Below are 22,514 nucleotides of genomic sequence, written 5' to 3' on the forward strand. Positions count from 1 at the left end.
CCCTTTTATTATATAATTTTTTTTAATTTTAATTATTGCGGTGGCTAGCCCCCGCACCCCCACTTCTTTTGCGACCGAAGGAAGTGCCGGAGGCGTGACCCAAAGAAGCAAAAGGACTGCATTTAATGAAGTATAGCTTTTGATGTATATAGAGAATATAGACATTATTTTATATATCCCAAAATATAAAGCTAAAACATTTGCACTTTTGGTTCTTTGACGAAGTCAGCACCGCGTAAGGCGGGAAAAAGAACAATAACATTTCTAAATATTTCATTATTCGTGGGGACTAACTATATACCTATCAATCAACATTATAATCTTTAAGCTTTCTGTAAAGCGTTGCACGCTCTATGCCTAAAATCTTTGCTACCTGTGCTTTATTAAAATTATTCTTACTTAAAAGATGATTTATATATTTTTTTTCAAGCTCTTCTAAGGTCATCTCTTTATCTACAACAAAATCATCTCCGCCGGAGTTTAAAACCCAATTAGGAATATTGCTTTCATCTATCTTGCCGTCTTTAGACATTACAACCATAGTCTCTACAGTGTTTCTAAGCTCACGTACATTACCTTCCCATTTCAAAGAAGACAATAATTTATATACTTTTTTATCTACGTTAGTAATCTCTATATTATGAACCTGAGAAAACTCCTTAATAAAATTATCTATAAGCAAAGGGATATCCTCTCTGCGTTCTCTAAGAGGAGGCATCTCTATTTTTATAACATTAAGTCTATAATATAAATCCTCTCTAAACCTGCCCTCTTTTATTTCTTCAGATAATTTTTTATTTGTAGCAGCAATAACCCTAATATCAACATTAATAGGAGTATTAGAACCTACCCTCTCTATCACCCTCTCTTCAAGCACCCTTAAAAGTTTTACCTGAACAACCTGATTAATCTCCCCTATCTCATCTAAAAATATAGTGCCTTTATTAGCCGCCTCAAACCTTCCTATTTTTTTGTCTATTGCCCCTGTAAAAGAACCTTTCTCGTGCCCAAATAACTCACTCTCTAAAACACCCTCAGAAAGTGCCGCACAGTTCACTGTAATATACGGCTGTTTTGCTCTGTCTGATATTTGATGAATTGCATTAGCAACTAATTCTTTACCCGTTCCGCTTTCACCCTCTATAAGCACAGTAGCCTTTGTTCTTGCAACTTGTTTTATTGCTTCATATACTTTAAGCATTTTACTGCTGTGTCCTATCATTCCATAAAAACTTTCATGATAGTCCACTCTTTTTTCTAATGTTTCATTTGTCTTTTTTATATTTTTATTTTCTAATGCCCTCGCTATAATAAGAAGCATCTTGTCAATATTAAAAGGCTTAGTCATAAAATCATAAGCACCAAGACGCATCATATCAACTGCAGTTTCTATATTGCCATGCCCCGTGAGTATTATAACTGGTATATGTTTATCAAACTCTAATATATCATGCAAAAACTCTTCACCTGTTTTCTCTGGCATTTTTAAGTCTGTGATAACTAAATCAATTCCGCCCTTATAAACTGTTTCTATTCCCTTCTCTCCGTTTTCGGCTGTAACTACCTCATAGCCCTCATACTCTAAAGACTTCTTTATACCATCTCTTATGTTTTTCTCATCGTCTATAACTAATATCTTAGGCATAAATTAAAAATCACTCTCCAAAAATTTTTGATTCTCAAGCATCAAAGGAAGTTTTATAATAGCTTCGCTTCCAACTCCGTACTCGCTCTCTATATTAAAACTGCCATTATGTGCCTCTATTATTCGTGTAACATTCGTAAGCCCCAAACCTGTGCCGTTTCTTTTGGTTGTAAAATACGGCTCGAATATCTTTGACAACTCTTCTTCTTTTATACCAATTCCTGTATCTTTAATTGATATTAAAGCATAATTATCTAATAACTTTAATTTTATTGATATGCTCTTATCTTCTATATTAAACTCTTTATGTTTTTTCTTCTCTATAATAGAATCTATTGAGTTTTGTATTATGTTAATTAAACATTGCTTTATATATCTTTCATCTATTTTTAAAATTAAATTTTCTATATCAAATTTTATATCTATTTTTATATCATTATTTTCTATTTCATATTTCAAAAAATCAACAGTAGAAATTATTAAAGAGTTTATATTAACATCTTCCAAATTAAGCACCAATTTACGCACAGAAAATAAAAATGAATTAATAGTATCTTCAAGCCTGCTAATCTCTTCTTTAATAATATTACAATAATCCTTAAACTCATTATAACATTGGCAATCATTGTCCATATTTTTTTTAATAATCTTCTCTATTAATTGCACATATATAGAAATAGAGCCAAGAGGATTTTTTATTTCATGAGCAACACCCGCCGCAAGCGTTGTAAAAGAGGCTAATTGTTCTGCACGTTTAAGCTTCTGAGCACTTTCATAGCTTTTTGTAATATCAAATATTTTTATTAAAGTACCTATAATGATTCCAGAATCTCCAAGAGGCAATATATCTATTTGAAGCATTCTGTCGTTTTTATCATCTTTTATAATTTTAGTATCTGTGTTATTTGCTTCTAATAATTCTAATATTAATCTTCCTATGTTGGTATTATTTATACATTTTGAAATTGCTTTATCTTCTGAGTTTCTTGGAATGGATAACAAAAAACATGCCTTTTTATTTATACCTTGAATTATGCCGTTTATATCTATTGCTATTATGCCTTCTTCTAAATTCTCTATTATTACGTTCTGAGAATTTGATAGTAAAGCAAGTCTTTCAATTATTCTTTTCTTTTCTGCATCCGAAACTTTATCGAAGTTTTTTATTATCTTATCAAAAAATTGATTTCTTCTATTCATTCTAAAAGTATAATAAAAAAATAAAAAACTTCAATACTTTACACAAAGAAACATTTATTTCATTTTATAATTCTTTATAAGCTTCTTGAAATAAATATTTAAAAAATTTTCATTATTCAATCTTTCAATTAATACCATTTGTTTTGCATTATGATAATGAAATTCATATTCTTTAAGAACAGAAGAGGAGTATTTAGTGGCTTTTATTAAAAGACTATTATCATATATTCAGCCTACAATTTTTTCTTAATAGTAAATTACATATTTGACCATTATAGATATATAGTTTATATATTATAAATCGCTTAAACAATTCAATATAAAATTCAAATACTCTACACTTGAAGACATAAAAATCTATAAACTTTTTTAGTCTTCAAGTATATTCATATCTTAAAATTAATGCAATAATCAGCTATATAAATTAAATGTATTAATTTTTTATCTAGAAAGCTCTCTCATCAATTTTTCGTTTTCTCTTTCTATTTTTTCAATCTGTCTTCTTTGATCCGCAATAAATTTATCGATATTTTCAAAAATTTTGATCATATCCTTATTGTTTTTGTCAACTTCTTTCATTATAGTTTTGATTTTAATTTCTGTAAGCATTTTGCCCTCCAAAATTTATATTATTAAAAATTAAATTGATTATCATAAATAATTTCACAATTTTTATATTTTTCAAACCATTTAGAATTCTCCGTATGAATGGGAATTATATATTTAGGTTCGGTTCTTTTTATCAAATTGTCTATGGCATTTACATCCGCATGTCCGCTCGTATGTAAATAAACAGTTTCAACTCCTTTATTTTCCATAAATTTTATAAAATTACTCATATCCTCATTTTCCAAATAACCTTTCCACATTGAATAAAAGAGAATACCTCCGTTAAAAGAAATTTCATTTGATAATTTTTCCAAATAACTTTTCATTGAAGATCTTACGCACATAATAAAATTTTCTTTTGCTATTCCCTTCCTGCCTATTTTTTTATCTCTATACGATTTTAATATTTCATAATTTTTATTACTAGGCATGGTTAAAAATACCCGTACATTTTTAAAATCTTTTGGATTTGGTATATTATTTCCTGCTATTGTCGTTATACTTGCCATATAGGTATCCTGCAAAAATATTCTATTAGTCTTTATAGCTACTTTATAAAATGTAACTATTCTATCGATATTTGTAGAAGGCATTAATACAAAAACAGGATAATTATTGTTTTGTATAGTTTCCACGGCATTTTTTTCCAAGTCTTTTTCTGTATATGAATAAAAGTTTTCTCTTGAAAGAGTAGTTCCCTCGGTTATTAAAACGTCTACTTTATCAAGCCTTTTCAGTAAAGAGTAAAAGCTTTTTCTTCCGCTCGCTCTGAAATCTCCTGTATAAAGTATTTTTTTATTTTTAGAAAATAATGATATCATATATGAATCGAAAGCAGAATGATCACATAATATAGGTTTTATATTAATATCTCCTATATAAAATTCTTTCTCAGACCGAAAAAAATTTGATATTTCAACTGTATCATTATTCAAATATTCCATTGAAGTTTTATAAACATTATAGGCTTTTTCACCCATAAAAATAGAGATATTCGGCAATATATTATTAATCAACCCTATATGATCTCCATGATAATGGCTAATTAAAACAGCATTATAATTTGCTTCACCTTGAAATAATCCATTTACCAAAGGAACATCTGGAATTTTCTCATCCAACTCAATTCCAACATCGAGAATTATTTTAGTACTTTCTGTACCAACCTCTATTATATTTCCTCCTATTTGATTTTGTCCTCTAATAATACGAATATGCATATATTACAACTTTATATTTGCAGAAACCAAATACGCTTTAATCATGCTGTCTAAAATATTTATTAAAGAATCAATTTCTTCATCAGTTTGTATCTTATTTGACATTATAATAGTTATAGTCTGATTTTTATAAAATGCTTCAGACATCTTATTGCTATATAATTTAAATATAAAATCTCTAATGTTAGAAGCTATTTTCTCATATCTTTCTTCTAATTCCTCAGGTTGCAATAATAAACCTTCAAAGAAAGTGCCTTTATTTAAATGAAAATCTATTTTTATATCATTTCTGTTATAATTACTTTCTTTTATTTCAGGAAATCTTACAAACCATCCAGAATTTTTTGAGAAATTAGCTCCTTTATAAAAATTATTCATGTCTGTAAACATATCATAACCATAAAAGCCTTGTTTATCTATATCGCTCTTTTTTATGATAGTTCTGTTATTTTGAGCCCAACTATCCAGTTTATTTTTAAATCTATCTTCAAAATTTATATTAATTTTTTTACTAAAAAAATCTCTAAAAATCAACAGCAACACCATTACTGCCACCATAGTTGCAGATATATCTTTTACGGCACCGGCTATAGACGTCATTTCATATCCGCTAAAATACATTTCCATTACGGCTGCAACAATCGATACAAGACCAAAAATACCGCCAAAAATAGTTTCAGCATTTACTTCTTTCATAATATAATCCATCCTTTTATAATGTTATAATTATTTTGTTTTTTAATATAAAATGGAACAATGTCTAGTTTATTCATCAACTCTTTTAAATATTTGCAATTATCTATATCCTGCATTTCTTTATGTTGATATCCTCCAAAAAATACTAATGGAGACGCTTCAATGATAGAATCAGTGGGCAATTTAAAATCATCCAAAAATTTTTCCGTATCTATAGTTTTAAAATATGTATAAGCTTCTAAAACACATCTAAGCATTGTTTCTTTGCTGTCTTCTCTTTTTAGTTCCAAAATATGTACGGTTTTATTTTCATCTATACTTATAATATCAATTTTTCCTGCTCTATCGCTTCTCTTGTTTTTTAAAGGAGTTTGATAATCTATAATTTTTCCTACAATTGGAAGCTCTTTGATTCTAAACAATTCCATTGCCAGCAATTCCTCTTCACGATTTGAATTATCGTTATCGGGAATACCATCATGTGTATCAACTTTATAAGAAGAAAAACGAGTTATTTTTTCTATTTTGTTTAATAAATAGATATTCTCTATAAGCCATTTTGAAACTACCTCTGTATATTCTTTATTCGTATCTATAGTTTTTCCTCTATAATTAATAAAATCTTTTTTATAAAATTCAGACATATTCTTTGAACTTTCTTTTACCATTTCTATAATTTGATTTTCAGTATATCCTCTGCCCATAATATAATCCTTATATTAAAGTTAAATATTTTTGCAATATCAAAACCGAGCAATTAAAAAAGTTGTAAATGCACTTAAAAAAATATTTTAAATAAAAAGTTTTAATTAATGCGATGCGATGCGATGCGATGCGATGCGATGCGATGCGATGCGATGCGATGCGATGCGATGCGATGCGATGCGATTAAGAATTACATTTTTTATCATAATAGATATTATATTATAAATTGATATTTTTGTCAATCATTTTTAAGAAATATAAAACTGCATGAACTATTAAAAATTATAGCATAAGGTCAAAAAAATTTACAAATATTTTTGATAAATATTGTTATAAAATGAAATTAGAACGAAAATATATTTCTATAGCAGCACCAAGATATAACAGACTTGCAGAAATGCTACACGGAATATATGAAAAAATTTTTCTTACGATTAAATAAAAATATAACTGTAAAATTATTAAAACAAAAAATTAGGATAATATACTAACTTTTATAACAATTCAGATCGATTTCTCTGTTAGGTTGTATTACAATCAAAGATAGAATCAAAAATATTATAGTAAGAAAAAGTACAATATCTATAGCTTCATGACAATATAATTATAAAAAGAACTTGACTATAAATAAAAAGTTTATTATTATATAATAACTATTATTAATAGAAGAAGCGGATTTTACGAGGAGTATAAAAAATATATGATTAGAGAATTAGTGATTTACGGAGATGAAAGATTAAAGCAAAAATCATCTTATGTAGAAAATGTAGATGAAGAGATTTTAACTTTAATAGATGATATGTTTGAAACTATGTATAAGGCTAATGGTGTTGGACTTGCTGCTGTACAGGTGGGGGTATTAAAAAGAGTAATAGTAATATCTGTACCAGATTTTGATGATGAGACTAAACCTGATTTCAAATTAGCTTTAATTAATCCTGAAATAATTTGGCATGGAGAAGATACTGAAATATTGGAAGAGGGTTGTTTATCTTTTCCTAAAATAAGCGATGAGGTTGCAAGATACAAAGAAATAAAAGTAAAATACATAGACAAAGAAAATAAAGAGCAAATATTAGAAGCTAAAGATTATATAGCTAAAGTGCTTCAGCATGAAATAGACCATACTAATGGAGTTACTTTTATAGACAGGCTTGAATCATATCAAAAAAGAAGATTAAAAAAAGAACTAAAAGAGCTTAGAAACACTCATAAAAAAACTGTTTCTGCATAAAATATATTATGATTAAAAATATAATATTTGATTTAGACGGAACATTGATAGATTCTATTCCAGATATAAATTCAAGTGTAAATAAAACTTTGGAATATATAAAATTTCCAAGTTTAGATATAGAATACACAAAAAAATATGTAGGCAATGGTGCTAAACTTTTAATAAATAGAGTGTTAAATCATTTTGCTGATAAATATAACAAAGAATATTTAGAAAGCATAGAAAATGATGTGTATAACTTTTATATTGATTATTACAGCAAACATTCTACAGACAATACAAAGCTATATGAGAATGTATTAGAAACATTAAAAAATCTTTATAAACTCAATATCAATATGTTTATAATATCAAATAAGCCAAATGAGATAACAATCACAACAGCAAAAAAGCTAAACATATTTAATTATTTCAAAGCTGTTATAGGTGATGGAGTATATCCTTATAGAAAGCCGGATATAAATATTTGGTATAACTTAAAAAAAGATTATAGTCTAATAGAAGAAGAAAGCCTTATGGTTGGAGATGGTGTTCCTGATTATGAGTTTGCCAAAAACGCCAACATAAAAGCATTAATTGCATTATACGGCATCACAGACAAACAAACTTTATTAAACCTAAAAAATGATTATTATATAAACAATTTTAAAGAAGTAGAAGATTTCGTATTAAGCAGAAATAAGTAAAATCTGCTACATTTTTTTAATTTGCTGCATCATCTACCGCACGCTAAATCAAACAACAAATATTAATAATTTCATAAAACAATTTTAATTATATTTATAAACAAGCTAAACGTGCGGAAGTATAGACTAAAAAGTTAATAAAAACTTGGGTGGGAGTGCTTCTTTTAACAAAACAATAAAATTAATAAAAATTCAATTCTTCAATTTTAAACAATAAATATTATAGGGCGGGGTGTGTAAATAATTTAAAAAAAGAGAGACTCCTGAATATTCAAAAGCCTCTCTCTGGTTTTTTATAATATAGATTTACCCATTTCAAATGCTTTATTTAATAATTCCTCTTTACCTTTAATATCTCCAACATTAAACACTCCTCCAGCTATTAAATATCCTAAATCTTTCCAACCAAGATAATTTAATAAATAATGATAATATTCTATAACAGGTTTAGAATTATTTTTATCATCTCCCTCTGCTGCCATAAGCATAAAACACTCTTTATATGGAGTTTTGTAATTTGGGTCTATTTCTGTAACAGCAAATAATCTGTCTATAGCTATCTTTAACTGAGCAGAAAAAGCCCAGTAATACATAGGAGAAGCTAAAACAAGTATATCCGCTTCTTTATAATATGGGTATATTTTTAACATATCATCTTTTTGAGAACAAAGACTATCAGGATTTTTCCCTCCTTTCAAACACCCCTTACAGCAATGTATATCCATTCTGTCTAAATCAAATCTCATTACATCATTTCCATTAAGTTTCGCACCTTTTGTAAATTCTTCTATTAAAGAAAAAGTGTTGCCGTTTAATCTTGGGCTTCCATTTAAAATTAATATTTTTTTCATTTTTTGCTCCTATTTATAAAATTACTATTGATATTATAATTATAGTATTATATATTATTAGAATCAAGTACTAATAAAAATGTTATATACTAACTAAAAGTAAAGTATAAAGGTATATTTTTATGAAAAAAGATAATTTAAAAGAAAAATATATGGAAGATACAGGCTTTGCTTATACAATGTCTTTAATATCTGGTAAATATAAAATGATAATACTATATATATTATCAGAATTAAAGATTGTAAGATATAATGAATTAAAAAGAATAATATCAAACATATCTCATAAAACATTGAGTGTAACTTTAAAAGAATTAGAAAAAGATGATTTAATTAGCAGAAAAGAATATCCTCAAATACCACCAAAAGTGGAATATAGTTTATCAAAAAGAGGTAAATCTTTAATACCAATATTAGATGCCATATGCATTTGGGGCGAGAAAAACAGAAAATGATATTATTAAAAATTCTGTAAAATAAGTTTAAAATAATATAAATAAAACAGCTGCGTTTTTTAAATTTAATTCACATACCCCACCCTATAGGCTTTCTGTATTCACTTCTATTTTTTGTGTTGCTATTCTTTTTTGCTTTAAATTCTAATTTCTGCCCCCACCCAAGATTTTTTAAATTTGCTGTATTATTTACCGCACGGCAGACTAAGCAAAAAATATTTAATGATATTTGTAAAATAATTTTTATTATATTTTTAAGCAAGCTAAACGTGCGGAGTGAAACTTAAAAAACTAATAAAAGCAAGGGCGGGAGTGCTTCTTTTAACAAAACAATAAAATTAATAAAAATTCAATTCTTCAATTTTAAACAATAAATATTATAGGGCGGGGTGCGTAAATAATTTAAAAAAAGAGAGACTCCTGAATATTCAAAAGCCTCACTATAATTTATTGTTTTATAAAATATTATTTTTCAGTATTGTCATAATAAGCATAGAAAAACTTATGTTTGCCAAGTACATCATACTGAACATCTTTTAAATTATCATTTACCAATAAAGGCAATGTGTAATAATATAAAGGAATAATAGGCATGTCTTCAATAAACAATTCTTCTGCTTTGTGAAGCAAAGGCATTCTTATAGTATTGTCATCTGTAGCAGAAGCATTAGCCAATAACCTATCATATATAGCACTGTTATAGCTTTCAACGTTCTGAGGGCTGTAACTTAAAAACATACCCAAAAAAGTCATAGGGTCATCATAATCGCCAATCCAACCGTTTCTCGCTATAACATAAGTTCTGCTATAACGTGATGCTTGGAATACTGCCCACTCTTCGCTTACTATAGTAGTGTCTATGCCTAAATTATTTTTCCACATCTGCTGAATAGCTTCAAATACAGAGGTATGTTCACCGGGGTTAGTTTTAAACTCAAGCACAGGGAAATTCTCGCCGTTTGGATATCCTGCTTCAGCTAATAGCTTTTTTGCCTCTTCTATATTTTTTTGATAATCTTCAGCCTTTAAACTAAAACTGTCCATGCCGTTTTCTCTAAAACTTCCAGTAATATCAGATATCTGCGGAGGAACAACAGCAGCAGCAGGAGTTTGACCGCCTCTTGTAACCTGCTCTACTATATAATTTCTATCAATAGCCAAAGCCAATGCTCTTCTCACTCTCTTATCTTTCAATGTCTCATTTGTAACATTTAAACTGTAATAATATAAGCCCAAATAAGGTTTTATTTCTAAATATCCTTCTTCTTTTAGTGTATCCATATCCTGAGCAGGTACTCTGTCAGAGAAATATATAGAACCATCTTTTATACCAGCAACAACAGAAGTAGGATTATCCATCAATATAAAAATTAATTTCTTAGGAACTATAACAGAACGATTCCAATAATTAGTATTCACTTCCATTACTATTCTGCTATCAATTTGTCTTTCAGTCATTTTAAAAGGACCATTTCCAATATAAGTATCAGCACTCATAGTCCAAGTATCAGGATTAGCCTCAACAATATCTCTTCTCAAAGGGAAATATACAGGATAAGCCATAAGCTGGTCAAAGTATGGCGTAGGAGCTTCCAAAGTAACCTCTAAAGTATTATCATCAATAGCCTTAACTCCTAAAGATTCAACAGGCATCTCACCAGCAGTAATCTTTTTAGCATTTTTTAAAGGCTCCATCTGATAACTATAATTAGCAGCAGTTTTAGGGTCAGTAGCCCTTCTCCAGCTATATACAAAATCATCAGCTACAACAGGCTTTCCGTCAGACCACTTAGCATTGCTTCTAATATGAAATATATATTTAGTACCATTCTCGCTAATGTCCCAACTCTCAGCAACACCGCCTACAATTTTACCCTCTTTATCTTTTTGTGCTAAGCCCTCAAAAGCATGTATTATATACATACTTCCGTCTATAGCAGAGTTTAATGTTGGGTCTATAGTTTGAGGTTCCGGACCAACATTCAAACGCAAAACGCCTTCTTCGTATTTGTTTCCGCCGCCGCATGAGGCAAGTAAAAACAAAGAAAAAGCCAATAATAAAAACTTAATAGCCTTATTCATAATTATAACTCCAATATCTATATTTTTATGAATAGTATTTTATAATAATAAGCATGAAAGGTCAAATTTTTAATTTCCAATTTTTTAAGTAGTTTTTTGTATAATATTGAATTTATAAAAAATTAGGCTTATTGTAAATCTAAATTAATAAATTTTATATTGTTTTTAATTTAATATTTAGTATGTAAGATATAATTAGTATTATTTTATATAATTTCTTAGATATAAAATTTAACTACTTGTGTTTTTTGCAACTTTTTGCCACGGGAAAAAGTTGAATAAAATAAAAAACTTATATAACAAAATTTTTAAGTTTTGAGTAGACTAGCCCCCGCTTCTTTTGCCGACGCTCTGCGTGCCGTAGGCAAGGCACCTTACTCGGTACGACCGTAGGAAGTGCCTTCGGTATTGCCGCAAAGAAGCAAAAAGTCTGTATATTTATTACTAAAATAATTAATTATATACTTTTTAAAATTAAATGATTTTATCAAGCAGTTTTGAAACAAGTCTATTAAATAAAAAAATAATAGTAGCTTAAAATGAAAATATTAATAGCTTATTATTCGCAAATACTAAAAAACTTGCTGATGCTATAGCAAAAATCATAAAAGAAGAATCACAAAATACTCAAATAATAAAAAGTTTAAAATAATAAACAAACTAATAAAATATATTTGTAGTTTTTTAATTTTAACAAAACAGAATTATTTTACATATTCGCCGTTGCTGTCAAACTTCACGCCTGTCTTTGGAAAATCTAAATCTGCATATTCATTCAACTTTTTTATGGCAGTATTAGATGAATCAACACTCGGTATGCCGCCATTTACTAAACGCACAGGTATAACCTTTGCCTTAGAAAATTTTAAATTGTCATCTAAAGTGATTTGGAGTATTGCACTAATTCCATTGTTGCCTGATAAAGAGAATTGCTTATATCCAACAAAATTGCCGAGAGAATAAGCTATAAAAGTATTATTATACATTTCCATAGCTCTAAGCACATGCGGACCATGACCAATTACTAAATCAGCACCTGCATCGCTAACAGCCCTTGCAAACTTATAAACATCACCCCTATTCTCTTTATAAAAATATTCAGTAGTTTTAGGCACCCTAAACATACTGCTTCCCTCAGCTCCGCCATGAAAACTTACAACTAAAAAATCACATTCTTTTTTTGTTTTTTCAACTAAAGCCTTAGCAGCTGCAATATCTTGTATTGCATTATTAGCATAAGAAAAATAATAAAAAGCCAAAAAGCCTATTTTTTTACCATTTACATTTATAAAAGAAGCCTGATTTAAAACATTGCCTACAACTTCCATTCCAGCTTTTTTTACATACTCTTGAGTTTGAGTATAGCCCTTAGCACCAAAATCTCTTGAATGATTATTAGCAACGGCAACTATATCAAACCCTGCCTCAGATATTCTATCAGCCATATATGGAGGCATACGAAAAGAATATGAACGCTTACCTGTTTTAGCAGATTTTGTTTCTGAGTTTGCTATGGCTCCTTCTAAATTGGCAAAACTTATATCTGAAGCTTTTAAAAATGATGACACACTTTTAAAAACATCTTTTCCTTCATTAGGAGGCAAGTAACTTTTATCCGGATGGTCGCTTCCTGTCATAACATCGCCTACAAAAGATAATGTTATCTCGGAATATAAAGAAAATTGAAATAATAATATTAATAATACAACAAAACTTCTCATAATATTATGATTTTAGCATAAAAATAAATAAATTCAATATTATGTTTACAATTTATATTAAAAGTTTTTCCTTTTTTACCGAATTAATATAAAGTTAGATAATATTTACATTATATGTACTTGACAATATGTCAAAATTTAGTATTATTCTAATTAATAATTTTAATAATTTAATAATCCAAAATAAAAGAATTAATTGCCATGAAAAAATTTAAATACACAAGAGTAAGAAGAAAACAAAGTATCATACAAAAAATAAAAAAATATTTAATAGAAGACAGCGATAAAAATCTTTTTCCATACTTTCTAAAAAAATCATTATTAGTAGCAATATCATTTATAATGTTCATAGTTTTAATTAATTTTTTGATACTTGGAGCTAAAAGGAATTCTAATAATAATTTGTATGCTCAAAATATAGATGATTCAAAAAGCACTTCTGAAGTATATAATAAAATATTAGATGAAGTAAAAGAAATGAAAATAGAAACTAATAATATAGTTACAGAGGAAGACATAGAGAATATACCGGCAGTTACTTCTACACCTGTTGCTTCTATAGAAAAGGCATCTGACGCTTTTTATGATTATTTAGTTTCTGATAACTCACTTGTAAGCGACGGCACTATTAGTCTTAAATACGATGAATATACAATAGAAGAAGGCGACAATTTAAGTAGCATATCAAAAAAAATAGGTGCTAATTTAGATACTATAGTAAGTGTTAATAAAATAAGCAATGCCAACAAGTTAAGACCGGGGCAGACTATAATGATACCAAATAGAAATGGATTGCTTTATGTTGTTAAGAAAAATGAAACTTTAGAAGAGATTAGCGACAGATATGATGTTGAAATTAACAGAGTATTAAGCTTTAACAAAATAGACAGAGATAATATTAACACTGGAGATGAAATATTTTTACCTGGTGCTAAATACACATTAGATGAAAGAATAGATAAGTTTGGTCAAATGTTCAGCTTGCCTACAGTTGTAACAAGAATAAGCAGCGTATTTGGATATAGAGTACATCCAATCACAGGCGTGAGAAGAAAACATTTAGGTGTAGATATACCGGGCGGATTAAATACTCCTATATATGCAGCAAGAAAAGGAAAAGTTATATTTGCAGGATACAGCGGCGGATTTGGAAATTTAGTTATAGTTCGTCATGATAAAGGATACACTACATACTACGGACACTTAAATAAAATCACTACTACAGTTGGTGCTAATGTGGGCGTTGGCGTAATGATAGGAAGAATGGGAAGCACTGGTAATTCTACAGGAAGCCATTTACATTTTGAAGTGAGAAGAAACGGAGTGGCATTAAACCCTGCAGACTTTATACCTATAGGAAAATTCATTAAAAGAAGATAATTAAAATAAATAATCTAAAAAATAAAATAAGGAAGCAGTAAATAACGCTGTTTCCTTTTTTGTTTATAAAAAATATAATTATTGCTAAAATATATTAATAAATATTCATATTGTTTTAATTTTACTGATTATTAATATATATAAAATAATGCTATATGTTGTGGTTATATTTCATTAAATGCAGTTCTTCGCGAAGCGTATCCGAAGGATATAAGGTTCTTTTATACCAATACCGAGTAGGTGCCTATCGGCAAAAGAACTGGGGGTGTGTACCCTAAGGGCACGCTTCGCAGGGGGCAAAGCCACCACAAATCACAAACTTACAAAAAATGTCATATAAGTTTTTTATTTTATTCAACTTTTTCCCGCCTTCGCACCTAAAGGTACTTCCTTCGGTCGCACCCACAGGCACTCCCGTTGGTCGCGGTGCGGACTTCGTCAAAGTTTTTACCCTACGGGTACGCTTCGCGAAAGTGCAAGTTAAGAAAATAATACTAAATCATATTCATTATTTTTATTGTAAGACAACTTATTAATTTATACTACAATTATTATATTAACTTAATAAAATACAGTCCTTCACAAAACATATTCTAACAATATAAATTTCTTTTATAAACACAATGATTCTACTAAGCAACAAAAAAATCGCTATCTTCTTCTCTTGATAAAAAATTTCATAACCTCATTAATATAATTACTAGATGTGTCTAATACTATATTTTCTATAGAGTTTCTTTTCAAAAACTGTAATTTATCTTCAAGTATTTTACTCTGCTCATTGATATAAGCCTCTCTCACATTCTTGTTGCCCATATCAAAATAAACATACTCATCATTCTCTAAATCGGATAAAACTAACGTGCCAAGCAAATGCGGCATTTCATATTCCAATTTATCATTAACCAAACAAACTACAAAATCATTTCTCTTTCTTGTGATGTCTATCTGTTTTTTCGGCAAATCAGAACATGCATCTGTTATAAGGAATGTAATACTATCTCTTTTTTGTATCTTATTAAAATATTCTAAAGCATTAGCAATATTAGTTTCAGCACTTTTAGGTTCAAACTCAATAAGCTCTCTAATAATTCTAAGCACATGATTTTTTCCTTTATTTAGAGGAATAAACTTTTCAACGGTATCTGTAAATATTAAAAGCCCTACTTTGTCATTGTTTTTAAGGGCAGAAAAAGAAAGCAAAGCACTAAGCTCTACAATAAGATTATGTTTAGTTTTTGTAAGTCCAAAATCGGTAGAAGCAGAAAAGTCGGCTAATATAACAACATTAAGCTCTCTCTCTTCTCTAAATCTCTTGATAAAAGGCTCATTATACCTCGCACTCACCTTCCAATCCATAGCCCTCACATCATCGCCAATATTATATTTTCTCACCTCATCAAACTCTATACCATGCCCCTTAAAAGCAGAATGATACTGCCCGGCAAAATAAGAGTTTACTATACGCGAAGTTTTTATTTCTATTTGTCTAACCGATTTTAGTATATCTTTGGTTGTTATAGTGCTGTCTCTAAACATATTTATTTCCTTTAGTGTTTTAACTATACAAAAGATTTGAGGTTTTGTCAATTTTTATATTTTCTCAATTTCTATTTTTTAATTATTTGCAGGGCTTTGCCCTTAACGAAGTACACACCGTGCAGCACCCCACTTATTTTGACGATAGGCACCTACTCGGTATTGGTATAAAAGAACCTTATATCCTTCGGATACGCTTCGCGAAGAACTGCATTTTATAAAGTATAGCTTTTCATGTATATACAAAATATTAATACTGTTTTATATATTCCAAAGATATAAAACTAAAGCATTTGCACTTTTTGCGGCAGGAAAAGTTGAATAAAATAATCATATAACAAAATATAGTTATTTTAGAATATACCAAAAATTTTAACTCTTTTATTTTAGTTATTTGCAGGGGCTAGCCCCCGCACCCCCACTTCTTTTATTGGTATAAAAGAAGCAAAAGAACTGCATTTAATAAAGTTTAGCTTTTTATGTACAGTCAAAATATCAATATTATTTTAGTTTTATATATTCTAAAAAATATTAATTATAGTATTTGCACTTTTTGCAACTTTGACGAAGTCCACACCGCGACCAACGGGAGTGCCTGTGGGTGCGACCGAAGGAAGTACCTTTAGGTGCGAAGGCGGGAAAAGTTGAATAAAATAAAAATTACAAAATATATTTATTCAATCACATAATAACTTCAATCAATATAAAAAAACAAGGGCACACTCTCTTCAAGCATACCCTTGCAATGTATTCATATTAATTATTGATTACAGATTCACTACAGAATTAACTCTCTCATCTGTAATAGCTTTAGTAGGACATTTAGCTATACTCTCTTCTGTGATAGCATAATCTTCATAATTAACTATAGCCAAATTATTGTCCATTCTCATTCCGCCCTCTTTAGTGTTTTTCACACAAATACTGCATCCAATACAAGCCCTATCACAAGCTTTTTTAGCAATAGGACCTTTATCTTTAGATTTACAATATACATGAAACTTTTGTGATACAGGGTGAATCTCTATAAGCTTTTGCGGACAAGCCTTCACGCAAGCATTACAAGACACGCATTTATCTTCAACTATAATAGGAACCCCAGTCTCACTTTTAATAATAGCACCAAAATCACAAGCTTTCATACAATCATAAAAACCCACACAGCCATAAGTACAATCCTTGTTTCCTCCTGCCATAACAGCAGAAACACAAGTCTGAGCACCATTATAAACTTGATTAGATTTTGCTATTTCCTTATGCCCATGACAAAATATATAAGCTCTCGTTCTCTCTTTTTGAGGCGGAGTAACTTTTCCTAAATATTTAGCAACAGCCTCAGCAGTAGCAGCACCGCCTACCGAACAGCCGTCAACCGGAGCTTCATCAGCAACTAAAGCCTTAGCAAATTGAGCACAGCCCGGATAACCGCAACCTCCGCAATTAGCACCCGGAAGCATCTCTGTAACTTCTGTAACCCTCTCATCAACCTCAACTCTAAAGATTTTAGAAGAAAATATTAATAAAACAGCCAATATCAAAGCTATTAAAGCAGAAGATATTGAAGCCACCAATATAGATGTAACCATTTTTACTATCCTTTAATTAAGAATCATCAGATTTTTATGATACCTGAAAAACCATAGAATATAAGTGCTAATATGCCGGCAGTAATAAAAGGCATAGCAGGTCCCTTAAAAGCCTCTGGTATATTTGCAGTTACTAAACGCTCTCTAATACTAGCCATTATAACCAATGCCAAAGTAAAACCAACTCCAGCACCCAAAGCAAATACTATATTCTGTATAAAATTATATTTGTATAAAACGCCAAATAAAGCCAAACCCAATACACAGCAGTTAGTAGTAATAAGAGGAAGATAAATACCTAAAGATAAATACAAACTCTCACTAGTCTTTCTTACAACCATCTCTACAAATTGTACTAAGGCAGCTATTACTATAATAAATAAAATAGTCTGTAAAAACTCAATTTTAAAAGGCACTAATATATAATATTGTATCATCCAGCTAACAGCCGCAGTAAGCACAAGTACAAATGTAACAGCAATCCCCATACTCACAGCAGAATCTAATTTATTGGAAACTCCCAAAAAAGGACATATTCCTAAAAACTTAGTTAATACAAAATTATTAACTAATACAGTAGCAACAAAAAGAAGCACTAAATTCATAATAATTACCTCACTTTAGCATCTATAGTTCTTTTGATAGCTATTAATACTCCCAAAGTAAAGAAAGCACCCGGAGCCAATATCATAACAATCCAAGGAGTAGTAATTTCGTTGTAAGCATTCAAAGCAAAAGGCATAGCAGATTCAACAAAACCTCTTACAGTACCAACTAAATCAAATCCAAGCCAAGTACCATTACCTAAAATCTCTCTTATAGAGCCTAATAATAATAAAGCCATAAAGAAACCTACACCATTACCTAAAGCATCAAAAATACTTGGTATAACTCCATTCTTATTAGCAAAAGCCTCTGCCCTGCCCAATATTATACAGTTTACAACGATAAGCGGTATATATGGTCCTAATGCCAATGATAAAGTGTAAAACTTAGCCTTCATAACTATATCAGTTAAAGTTACAAAAGCAGCTATCACTACAATGTATCCCATAATTCTAACTTCATTAGCATAAATCTTTTTTACTATAGAAATCAAAGCTGATGAACAAACAAGTACAAATATAGTAGCCACTGACATACCAATGGCATTCATAACACTATTTGTTACTGCTAAACTAGGACACATTCCAAGAATCTGTACGAAAGTAGGATTATTTTTCCATACTCCATCAATAAATACTTGAGAATTTTTCATATTGATTAAACCTTAATTTAACTAAAATTAATTTTAAATATTTTAACATATATAGGTATAATTTCAAGCATAGGAGAGTCATTTGATAGTTGTATATGCAGAGTTATGCGTGCTTCGTCAAAGTTTTTCCCTACGGGCACGCTTCGCGAAAGTGCAAATGCTTTAGCTTTATATTTTGGAATATATAAAACAATGGCTATATTTTGATATGCATAAAAAGCTATACTTCATTAAATGCAGTCTTTTTGGTTCTTTGTGCCAACACCATGGGCACTTCCTTCGGTCGCAAAAGAACTGGGGTGCGGGGCAAAGCCCTGCAAATATCTTATTTAAATAAATGTTTTTTGCAAAAATTAAGTTAATTTTATTGTTCTTTTTCCCGCCGCAAAAAGAACCAAAAAGTGCAAATGCTTTAGCTTCATACCTTTGGAATATGTAAATCTAAAATTCTATATACTAATTCTTAATTCTTATAAACTACAAAACAACTAAATAATTATTTTTTTCTAAAACATTTATAATTTCAGCTTTATTTTTTTATTTTTTTATATATAATATTTCGCATGAAAAACATAGATTTAAACAACATAAAAAGAATAGTTTTCAAATTTGGAACTAATGTATTAAGAAATGATGAGGGATATATTTCTTTAGCTCGAATATATTCTTTTATAGAAGCTATAGCTAAATACAAAAAAATGGGTAAAGAGGTTTTGGTAGTTACATCAGGAGCTGTTGGGTTGGGAGCGAAAAAAATTAATGCAACAGATTTAAGCGAGGTATCACTAAAACAAGCATGTGCCGCAATTGGTCAATCACAGCTTATGTCTATTTATGAGGACGGATTTTCTAAGTTTAATATTGTTACAGCACAGATTCTGCTTACAGAGGAAGATTTTTCAAACAGAAGAAGATATTTAAACCTTCGCTCTACATTAGATACATTATTAAAATATAATGTGGTGCCTATAATAAATGAAAATGACACTGTTTCAAGCGATGAGCTTAAATTATTATACGATGTTACTCAAATAAGTTTTTCTGACAATGATAAACTCTCTGCTTTGGTTGCAAGTGAGCTTGATGCCGATTTGCTTATAATACTTTCTGACATCAACGGTCTTTATGATGACAACCCTAAAACTAATCCAAATGCTAATTTTATACATGAAGTTTTTGAGGTTACAAAAGAGATAGAAAGCTTGGGACTTGATGCTTCTAAAGGCGGAAGAGGCGGAATGAAAACAAAATTGCAGGCTGCCAAAATTGTTACAAGGTCAGGCTGTGCTTTGATTATTGCAAACGGTAAAACTCCAAACGTTTTAAATAATATATTCACTACCAAAGAAAAAACTATATTCTACCCTGTAGAAGAAAACAATGAACTTAACACCAAAAAAAGATGGATTGCCTATGCTACCACTATTATAGGAAAGCTTGTTGTAAATGCTGGTGCTAAAAAAGCTATAATAGAGAAAGAATCTAGCCTTCTTCCTATTGGCGTAACAAAGGTTATAAACAATTTTAAGAAAGGAGACATTGTAAGCATTATAGATGAAAACGGCGAAGAGTTTGCAAGGGGCATTATTAATTACAACTCTGAAGATACAATTAAGATAATAGGCAAGCATTCAGATTCTATACTGGAGATATTAGGCTACAAGAATTATGATGCTTTAATTACAAGGGACTACATAGTGTTGTTATAAAATAATATAGCTAAACAAGTATATTATTAATAAAAGTTTTTATTTTATTCAACTTTTTCCCGCGTACGAGCTGTACCACCTTGCCGCACGGTAATGTTATGCTTTAATTATAACTTCTTAGTCGTGCGGAGGAGTGCCTTTTAATGTACAATTAAATTATAAAATTTATAATAAAAATGCAGTTCTTTTATACCAATACCACAGGCACTTCCTTCGGTCGCACCCACAGGCACTCCCGTTGGTCGCACCCACAGGCACTCCCGTTGGTCGCACCCACAGGCACTCCCGTTGGTCGCTGTGCGGACTTCGTCAAAAGAACCAAAAGTGCAAATGTTTTAGCTTTATATTTTTGGAATATATAAAACTAAAATAATATTTATATTTTGACTATACATAAAAAGCTACACTTCATTAAATGCAGTCTTTTTGGTTCTTTGTGCCAACAAAAGAACTGGGGGTGCGGGGCAAAGCCCTGCAAATATCTTAATTTAAAGAAATAATTCTTTTATATTAATGTATGTTTTATTCAACTTTTTCCCGCCGCAAAAAGTTGCAAAAAGTGCAAGTGTTTTTAGCTTTGTATGTTGGTAAATATATATAAATAAATGTAAGATATTTTTATCTATACATAAAAAGCTATAATTTATTAAATCAGTTCTTCTCAAAACCTAATAAATATATAAAAACTAAATTTTGACAAAACCCAACTTTTTCAGTATAATCTAAAACATTGCAAAAATATTACTTTTATTATATAGTATTTAAATCATTAAAACTAAGAGGACTTTTTTATGACAACTAATAGAGAAGAATTAGAAGCTCTTTTATATCAAACTAGATTAAAAATAGAAGATAATCAAAAAGACGAAATGCTAAATAGATTAAATAAAGATTTAGCTTTTATAGAAGAACTATTTGATGTAAATGTTGATAATATAGACCCTTTATATCATGTTATTGATTTGCCTGAATATTTGAGAGAAGATACGGCAGGTGAAACTTTACAAAATGAAGTGATAATGGATTTATGTAGAAGCGGCGAATATGGTTATATAGTAGTTCCTGCTGTACCTGCTGCTTTAGAAAACAGCGAACACCAAGCTAAAAAATCTAATTAAAAAATAATTTATAATAAGGTTTCAAATGCTCATAATGAACTATTCTTATGATGACAGAGAAAGCATAAAAAAAGAAAAGAGAAATGCATTAAAAGCAATATTAAAGCCTTTTATATTTATATATTATAGAAGCAACAATTTATTATATAAAACTATAGCAAGGCTTATTTTAGGCTTTATTATAGCATTCATACTCTTTGGACTCATTACGCTATTCGTACGCTTTGATAAGATGAAAAGTTCAACTATGTTAAACACTATTGAACCAAATAAAATGATTATTACTTCAAAATTAAGATATGCTGTTGAAATAAAACCTTTTGTATCAAAATTAACAGGAAAAACTATAGTATTTTCAAGACCAAAAAGAGGAGATATAGTTTTTATTACTGACCCAAGAAGTAAAAAAGAAAATATTTTTAAAAAGTTTATATCATATACAGTTTATTTTTTCACTTTCGGAAATGTTAATATATCCGGCACAAGGTATTTAATAAAAAGAATAATAGGTCTTCCAAATGAAACAATAGAAATAAAAAACAAAACCGTATACATAAACGGAAGTGAGTTAAATGAACCTTGGGCAAATATTGGTAAGGATAACAGAATATTAGAAAGCAATATTTCTTCGAGGGATAATTTTGGTCCTTATATTATAGGATACAATGAATATTTTGTGTTATCAGACAATAGAGATTATGCTTACGACAGCAGAGTTTTTGGAAGCATTCATTTCTCTCTCATAGACGGAAAAGTAATATCTTATTAAATAAAATGCTTGAAAAATATTATATAGATGCTATAATACTTCAATTAA

Annotated in this window: 20 protein-coding genes; 7 read left to right on the forward strand and 13 right to left on the reverse strand. The window is 29.4% G+C overall.

Going from position 1 to position 22,514, the window contains the following annotated elements; translation table 11 throughout:
* Nucleotides 1–304 precede the first annotated feature (304 nt).
* The 6 genes from Q0H31_RS04290 to Q0H31_RS04315 all read right to left on the reverse strand — a co-directional run bounded on the left by Q0H31_RS04290 (nt 305) and on the right by Q0H31_RS04315 (nt 6,074).
* A complete protein-coding gene (locus Q0H31_RS04290; RefSeq protein WP_295296014.1) occupies nt 305–1,645 on the reverse strand; it encodes a sigma-54 dependent transcriptional regulator in 1,341 nt (446 codons plus the stop codon).
* 3 nt (nt 1,646–1,648) lie between these two features.
* A complete protein-coding gene (locus Q0H31_RS04295; RefSeq protein ID WP_295296015.1) occupies nt 1,649–2,845 on the reverse strand; it encodes an ATP-binding protein in 1,197 nt (398 codons plus the stop codon).
* A gap of 441 nt (nt 2,846–3,286) precedes the next feature.
* Nucleotides 3,287–3,454 carry a hypothetical protein gene (locus Q0H31_RS04300; protein WP_157151650.1) on the reverse strand — a complete coding sequence of 56 codons (168 nt, stop codon included), beginning with the start codon at nt 3,452–3,454 and terminating at the stop codon, nt 3,287–3,289.
* Between the two features lie 23 nt (nt 3,455–3,477).
* Nucleotides 3,478–4,674, reverse strand: a complete 1,197-nt coding sequence (locus Q0H31_RS04305) for an MBL fold metallo-hydrolase (protein WP_295296016.1) — start codon at nt 4,672–4,674, stop codon at nt 3,478–3,480.
* A 3-nt stretch (nt 4,675–4,677) separates the two neighbouring features.
* Nucleotides 4,678–5,370: a hypothetical protein gene (locus tag Q0H31_RS04310; RefSeq protein WP_157151648.1), complete on the reverse strand. Its 693-nt coding sequence runs from the start codon at nt 5,368–5,370 to the stop codon at nt 4,678–4,680.
* Nucleotides 5,367–6,074, reverse strand: a complete 708-nt coding sequence (locus Q0H31_RS04315) for a hypothetical protein (RefSeq protein WP_157151647.1) — start codon at nt 6,072–6,074, stop codon at nt 5,367–5,369. Before Q0H31_RS04315 ends, Q0H31_RS04310 begins: the two co-directional genes overlap by 4 nt.
* Nucleotides 6,075–6,775: 701 nt before the next feature.
* Between Q0H31_RS04315 and def the strand changes: the two genes are divergently transcribed.
* Nucleotides 6,776–7,309 carry a peptide deformylase gene (gene def / locus Q0H31_RS04320; protein ID WP_295296017.1) on the forward strand — a complete coding sequence of 178 codons (534 nt, stop codon included), beginning with the start codon at nt 6,776–6,778 and terminating at the stop codon, nt 7,307–7,309.
* An 8-nt stretch (nt 7,310–7,317) separates the two neighbouring features.
* Nucleotides 7,318–7,998, forward strand: coding sequence for an HAD family hydrolase (locus Q0H31_RS04325; protein WP_295296018.1), 681 nt, complete (start codon nt 7,318–7,320; stop codon nt 7,996–7,998).
* A gap of 293 nt (nt 7,999–8,291) precedes the next feature.
* Here the strand turns inward: Q0H31_RS04325 and Q0H31_RS04330 are convergent, their stop codons facing one another.
* Nucleotides 8,292–8,849, reverse strand: a complete 558-nt coding sequence (locus tag Q0H31_RS04330; RefSeq protein WP_295296019.1) for a flavodoxin family protein — start codon at nt 8,847–8,849, stop codon at nt 8,292–8,294.
* A gap of 122 nt (nt 8,850–8,971) precedes the next feature.
* On the opposite strand from Q0H31_RS04330, the gene Q0H31_RS04335 reads away from it, so the two are divergent.
* Entirely contained in the window at nt 8,972–9,304 is a 333-nt protein-coding gene (locus Q0H31_RS04335; protein ID WP_295296020.1) for a helix-turn-helix domain-containing protein, read from the forward strand.
* A gap of 465 nt (nt 9,305–9,769) precedes the next feature.
* Here Q0H31_RS04335 and Q0H31_RS04340 read toward each other — a convergent pair whose 3' ends face one another.
* A complete protein-coding gene (locus Q0H31_RS04340; RefSeq protein ID WP_295296021.1) occupies nt 9,770–11,386 on the reverse strand; it encodes a peptide ABC transporter substrate-binding protein in 1,617 nt (538 codons plus the stop codon).
* A gap of 704 nt (nt 11,387–12,090) precedes the next feature.
* Nucleotides 12,091–13,107: a CapA family protein gene (locus tag Q0H31_RS04345; protein ID WP_295296022.1), complete on the reverse strand. Its 1,017-nt coding sequence runs from the start codon at nt 13,105–13,107 to the stop codon at nt 12,091–12,093.
* Between the two features lie 201 nt (nt 13,108–13,308).
* Between Q0H31_RS04345 and Q0H31_RS04350 the strand changes: the two genes are divergently transcribed.
* Nucleotides 13,309–14,487: a M23 family metallopeptidase gene (locus Q0H31_RS04350; protein WP_295296023.1), complete on the forward strand. Its 1,179-nt coding sequence runs from the start codon at nt 13,309–13,311 to the stop codon at nt 14,485–14,487.
* A 651-nt stretch (nt 14,488–15,138) separates the two neighbouring features.
* Here Q0H31_RS04350 and Q0H31_RS04355 read toward each other — a convergent pair.
* The 4 genes from Q0H31_RS04355 to rsxE form a co-directional block, all read right to left on the reverse strand.
* On the reverse strand, nt 15,139–16,026 hold the full coding sequence (locus Q0H31_RS04355; protein ID WP_295296024.1) for a DUF58 domain-containing protein: 888 nt from the start codon (nt 16,024–16,026) through the stop codon (nt 15,139–15,141).
* A gap of 767 nt (nt 16,027–16,793) precedes the next feature.
* On the reverse strand, nt 16,794–17,612 hold the full coding sequence (locus tag Q0H31_RS04360) for an RnfABCDGE type electron transport complex subunit B (protein ID WP_295296025.1): 819 nt from the start codon (nt 17,610–17,612) through the stop codon (nt 16,794–16,796).
* Nucleotides 17,613–17,638: 26 nt separating this feature from the next.
* Nucleotides 17,639–18,220, reverse strand: coding sequence for an electron transport complex subunit RsxA (gene rsxA, locus Q0H31_RS04365; protein WP_147731414.1), 582 nt, complete (start codon nt 18,218–18,220; stop codon nt 17,639–17,641).
* A 2-nt stretch (nt 18,221–18,222) separates the two neighbouring features.
* Nucleotides 18,223–18,870: an electron transport complex subunit RsxE gene (gene rsxE / locus Q0H31_RS04370; RefSeq protein WP_295296026.1), complete on the reverse strand. Its 648-nt coding sequence runs from the start codon at nt 18,868–18,870 to the stop codon at nt 18,223–18,225.
* Nucleotides 18,871–19,433: 563 nt separating this feature from the next.
* On the opposite strand from rsxE, the gene proB reads away from it, so the two are divergent.
* The 3 genes from proB (at nt 19,434) to lepB (ending at nt 22,466) form a co-directional block, all read left to right on the forward strand.
* Entirely contained in the window at nt 19,434–20,579 is a 1,146-nt protein-coding gene (gene proB / locus Q0H31_RS04375) for a glutamate 5-kinase (RefSeq protein WP_295296027.1), read from the forward strand.
* A 791-nt stretch (nt 20,580–21,370) separates the two neighbouring features.
* Complete coding sequence (gene gatC, locus Q0H31_RS04380) at nt 21,371–21,697, forward strand: Asp-tRNA(Asn)/Glu-tRNA(Gln) amidotransferase subunit GatC (protein WP_295296028.1); 327 nt, start codon at nt 21,371–21,373, stop codon at nt 21,695–21,697.
* Nucleotides 21,698–21,731: 34 nt separating this feature from the next.
* Nucleotides 21,732–22,466, forward strand: a complete 735-nt coding sequence (gene lepB / locus Q0H31_RS04385; protein WP_367117122.1) for a signal peptidase I — start codon at nt 21,732–21,734, stop codon at nt 22,464–22,466.
* Nucleotides 22,467–22,514 lie beyond the last annotated feature (48 nt).

Source organism: uncultured Brachyspira sp. (assembly GCF_934747485.1).
Taxonomy (GTDB): Bacteria; Spirochaetota; Brachyspiria; order Brachyspirales; family Brachyspiraceae; genus Brachyspira.

Excerpts from the sequence above, each read along its gene's own strand:
- Q0H31_RS04290 (WP_295296014.1), bottom strand. The coding sequence starts at position 1,645 with ATGCCTAAGATATTAGTTATAGACGATGAGAAAAACATAAGAGATGGT.
- Q0H31_RS04295 (WP_295296015.1), bottom strand. The coding sequence starts at position 2,845 with ATGAATAGAAGAAATCAATTTTTTGATAAGATAATAAAAAACTTCGAT.
- Q0H31_RS04300 (WP_157151650.1), bottom strand. The coding sequence starts at position 3,454 with ATGCTTACAGAAATTAAAATCAAAACTATAATGAAAGAAGTTGACAAA.
- Q0H31_RS04305 (WP_295296016.1), bottom strand. The coding sequence starts at position 4,674 with ATGCATATTCGTATTATTAGAGGACAAAATCAAATAGGAGGAAATATA.
- Q0H31_RS04310 (WP_157151648.1), bottom strand. The coding sequence starts at position 5,370 with ATGAAAGAAGTAAATGCTGAAACTATTTTTGGCGGTATTTTTGGTCTT.
- Q0H31_RS04315 (WP_157151647.1), bottom strand. The coding sequence starts at position 6,074 with ATGGGCAGAGGATATACTGAAAATCAAATTATAGAAATGGTAAAAGAA.
- def (WP_295296017.1), top strand. The coding sequence starts at position 6,776 with ATGATTAGAGAATTAGTGATTTACGGAGATGAAAGATTAAAGCAAAAA.
- Q0H31_RS04325 (WP_295296018.1), top strand. The coding sequence starts at position 7,318 with ATGATTAAAAATATAATATTTGATTTAGACGGAACATTGATAGATTCT.
- Q0H31_RS04330 (WP_295296019.1), bottom strand. The coding sequence starts at position 8,849 with ATGAAAAAAATATTAATTTTAAATGGAAGCCCAAGATTAAACGGCAAC.
- Q0H31_RS04335 (WP_295296020.1), top strand. The coding sequence starts at position 8,972 with ATGAAAAAAGATAATTTAAAAGAAAAATATATGGAAGATACAGGCTTT.
- Q0H31_RS04340 (WP_295296021.1), bottom strand. The coding sequence starts at position 11,386 with ATGAATAAGGCTATTAAGTTTTTATTATTGGCTTTTTCTTTGTTTTTA.
- Q0H31_RS04345 (WP_295296022.1), bottom strand. The coding sequence starts at position 13,107 with ATGAGAAGTTTTGTTGTATTATTAATATTATTATTTCAATTTTCTTTA.
- Q0H31_RS04350 (WP_295296023.1), top strand. The coding sequence starts at position 13,309 with ATGAAAAAATTTAAATACACAAGAGTAAGAAGAAAACAAAGTATCATA.
- Q0H31_RS04355 (WP_295296024.1), bottom strand. The coding sequence starts at position 16,026 with ATGTTTAGAGACAGCACTATAACAACCAAAGATATACTAAAATCGGTT.
- Q0H31_RS04360 (WP_295296025.1), bottom strand. The coding sequence starts at position 17,612 with ATGGTTACATCTATATTGGTGGCTTCAATATCTTCTGCTTTAATAGCT.
- rsxE (WP_295296026.1), bottom strand. The coding sequence starts at position 18,870 with ATGAAAAATTCTCAAGTATTTATTGATGGAGTATGGAAAAATAATCCT.
- proB (WP_295296027.1), top strand. The coding sequence starts at position 19,434 with ATGAAAAACATAGATTTAAACAACATAAAAAGAATAGTTTTCAAATTT.
- gatC (WP_295296028.1), top strand. The coding sequence starts at position 21,371 with ATGACAACTAATAGAGAAGAATTAGAAGCTCTTTTATATCAAACTAGA.
- lepB (WP_367117122.1), top strand. The coding sequence starts at position 21,732 with ATGAACTATTCTTATGATGACAGAGAAAGCATAAAAAAAGAAAAGAGA.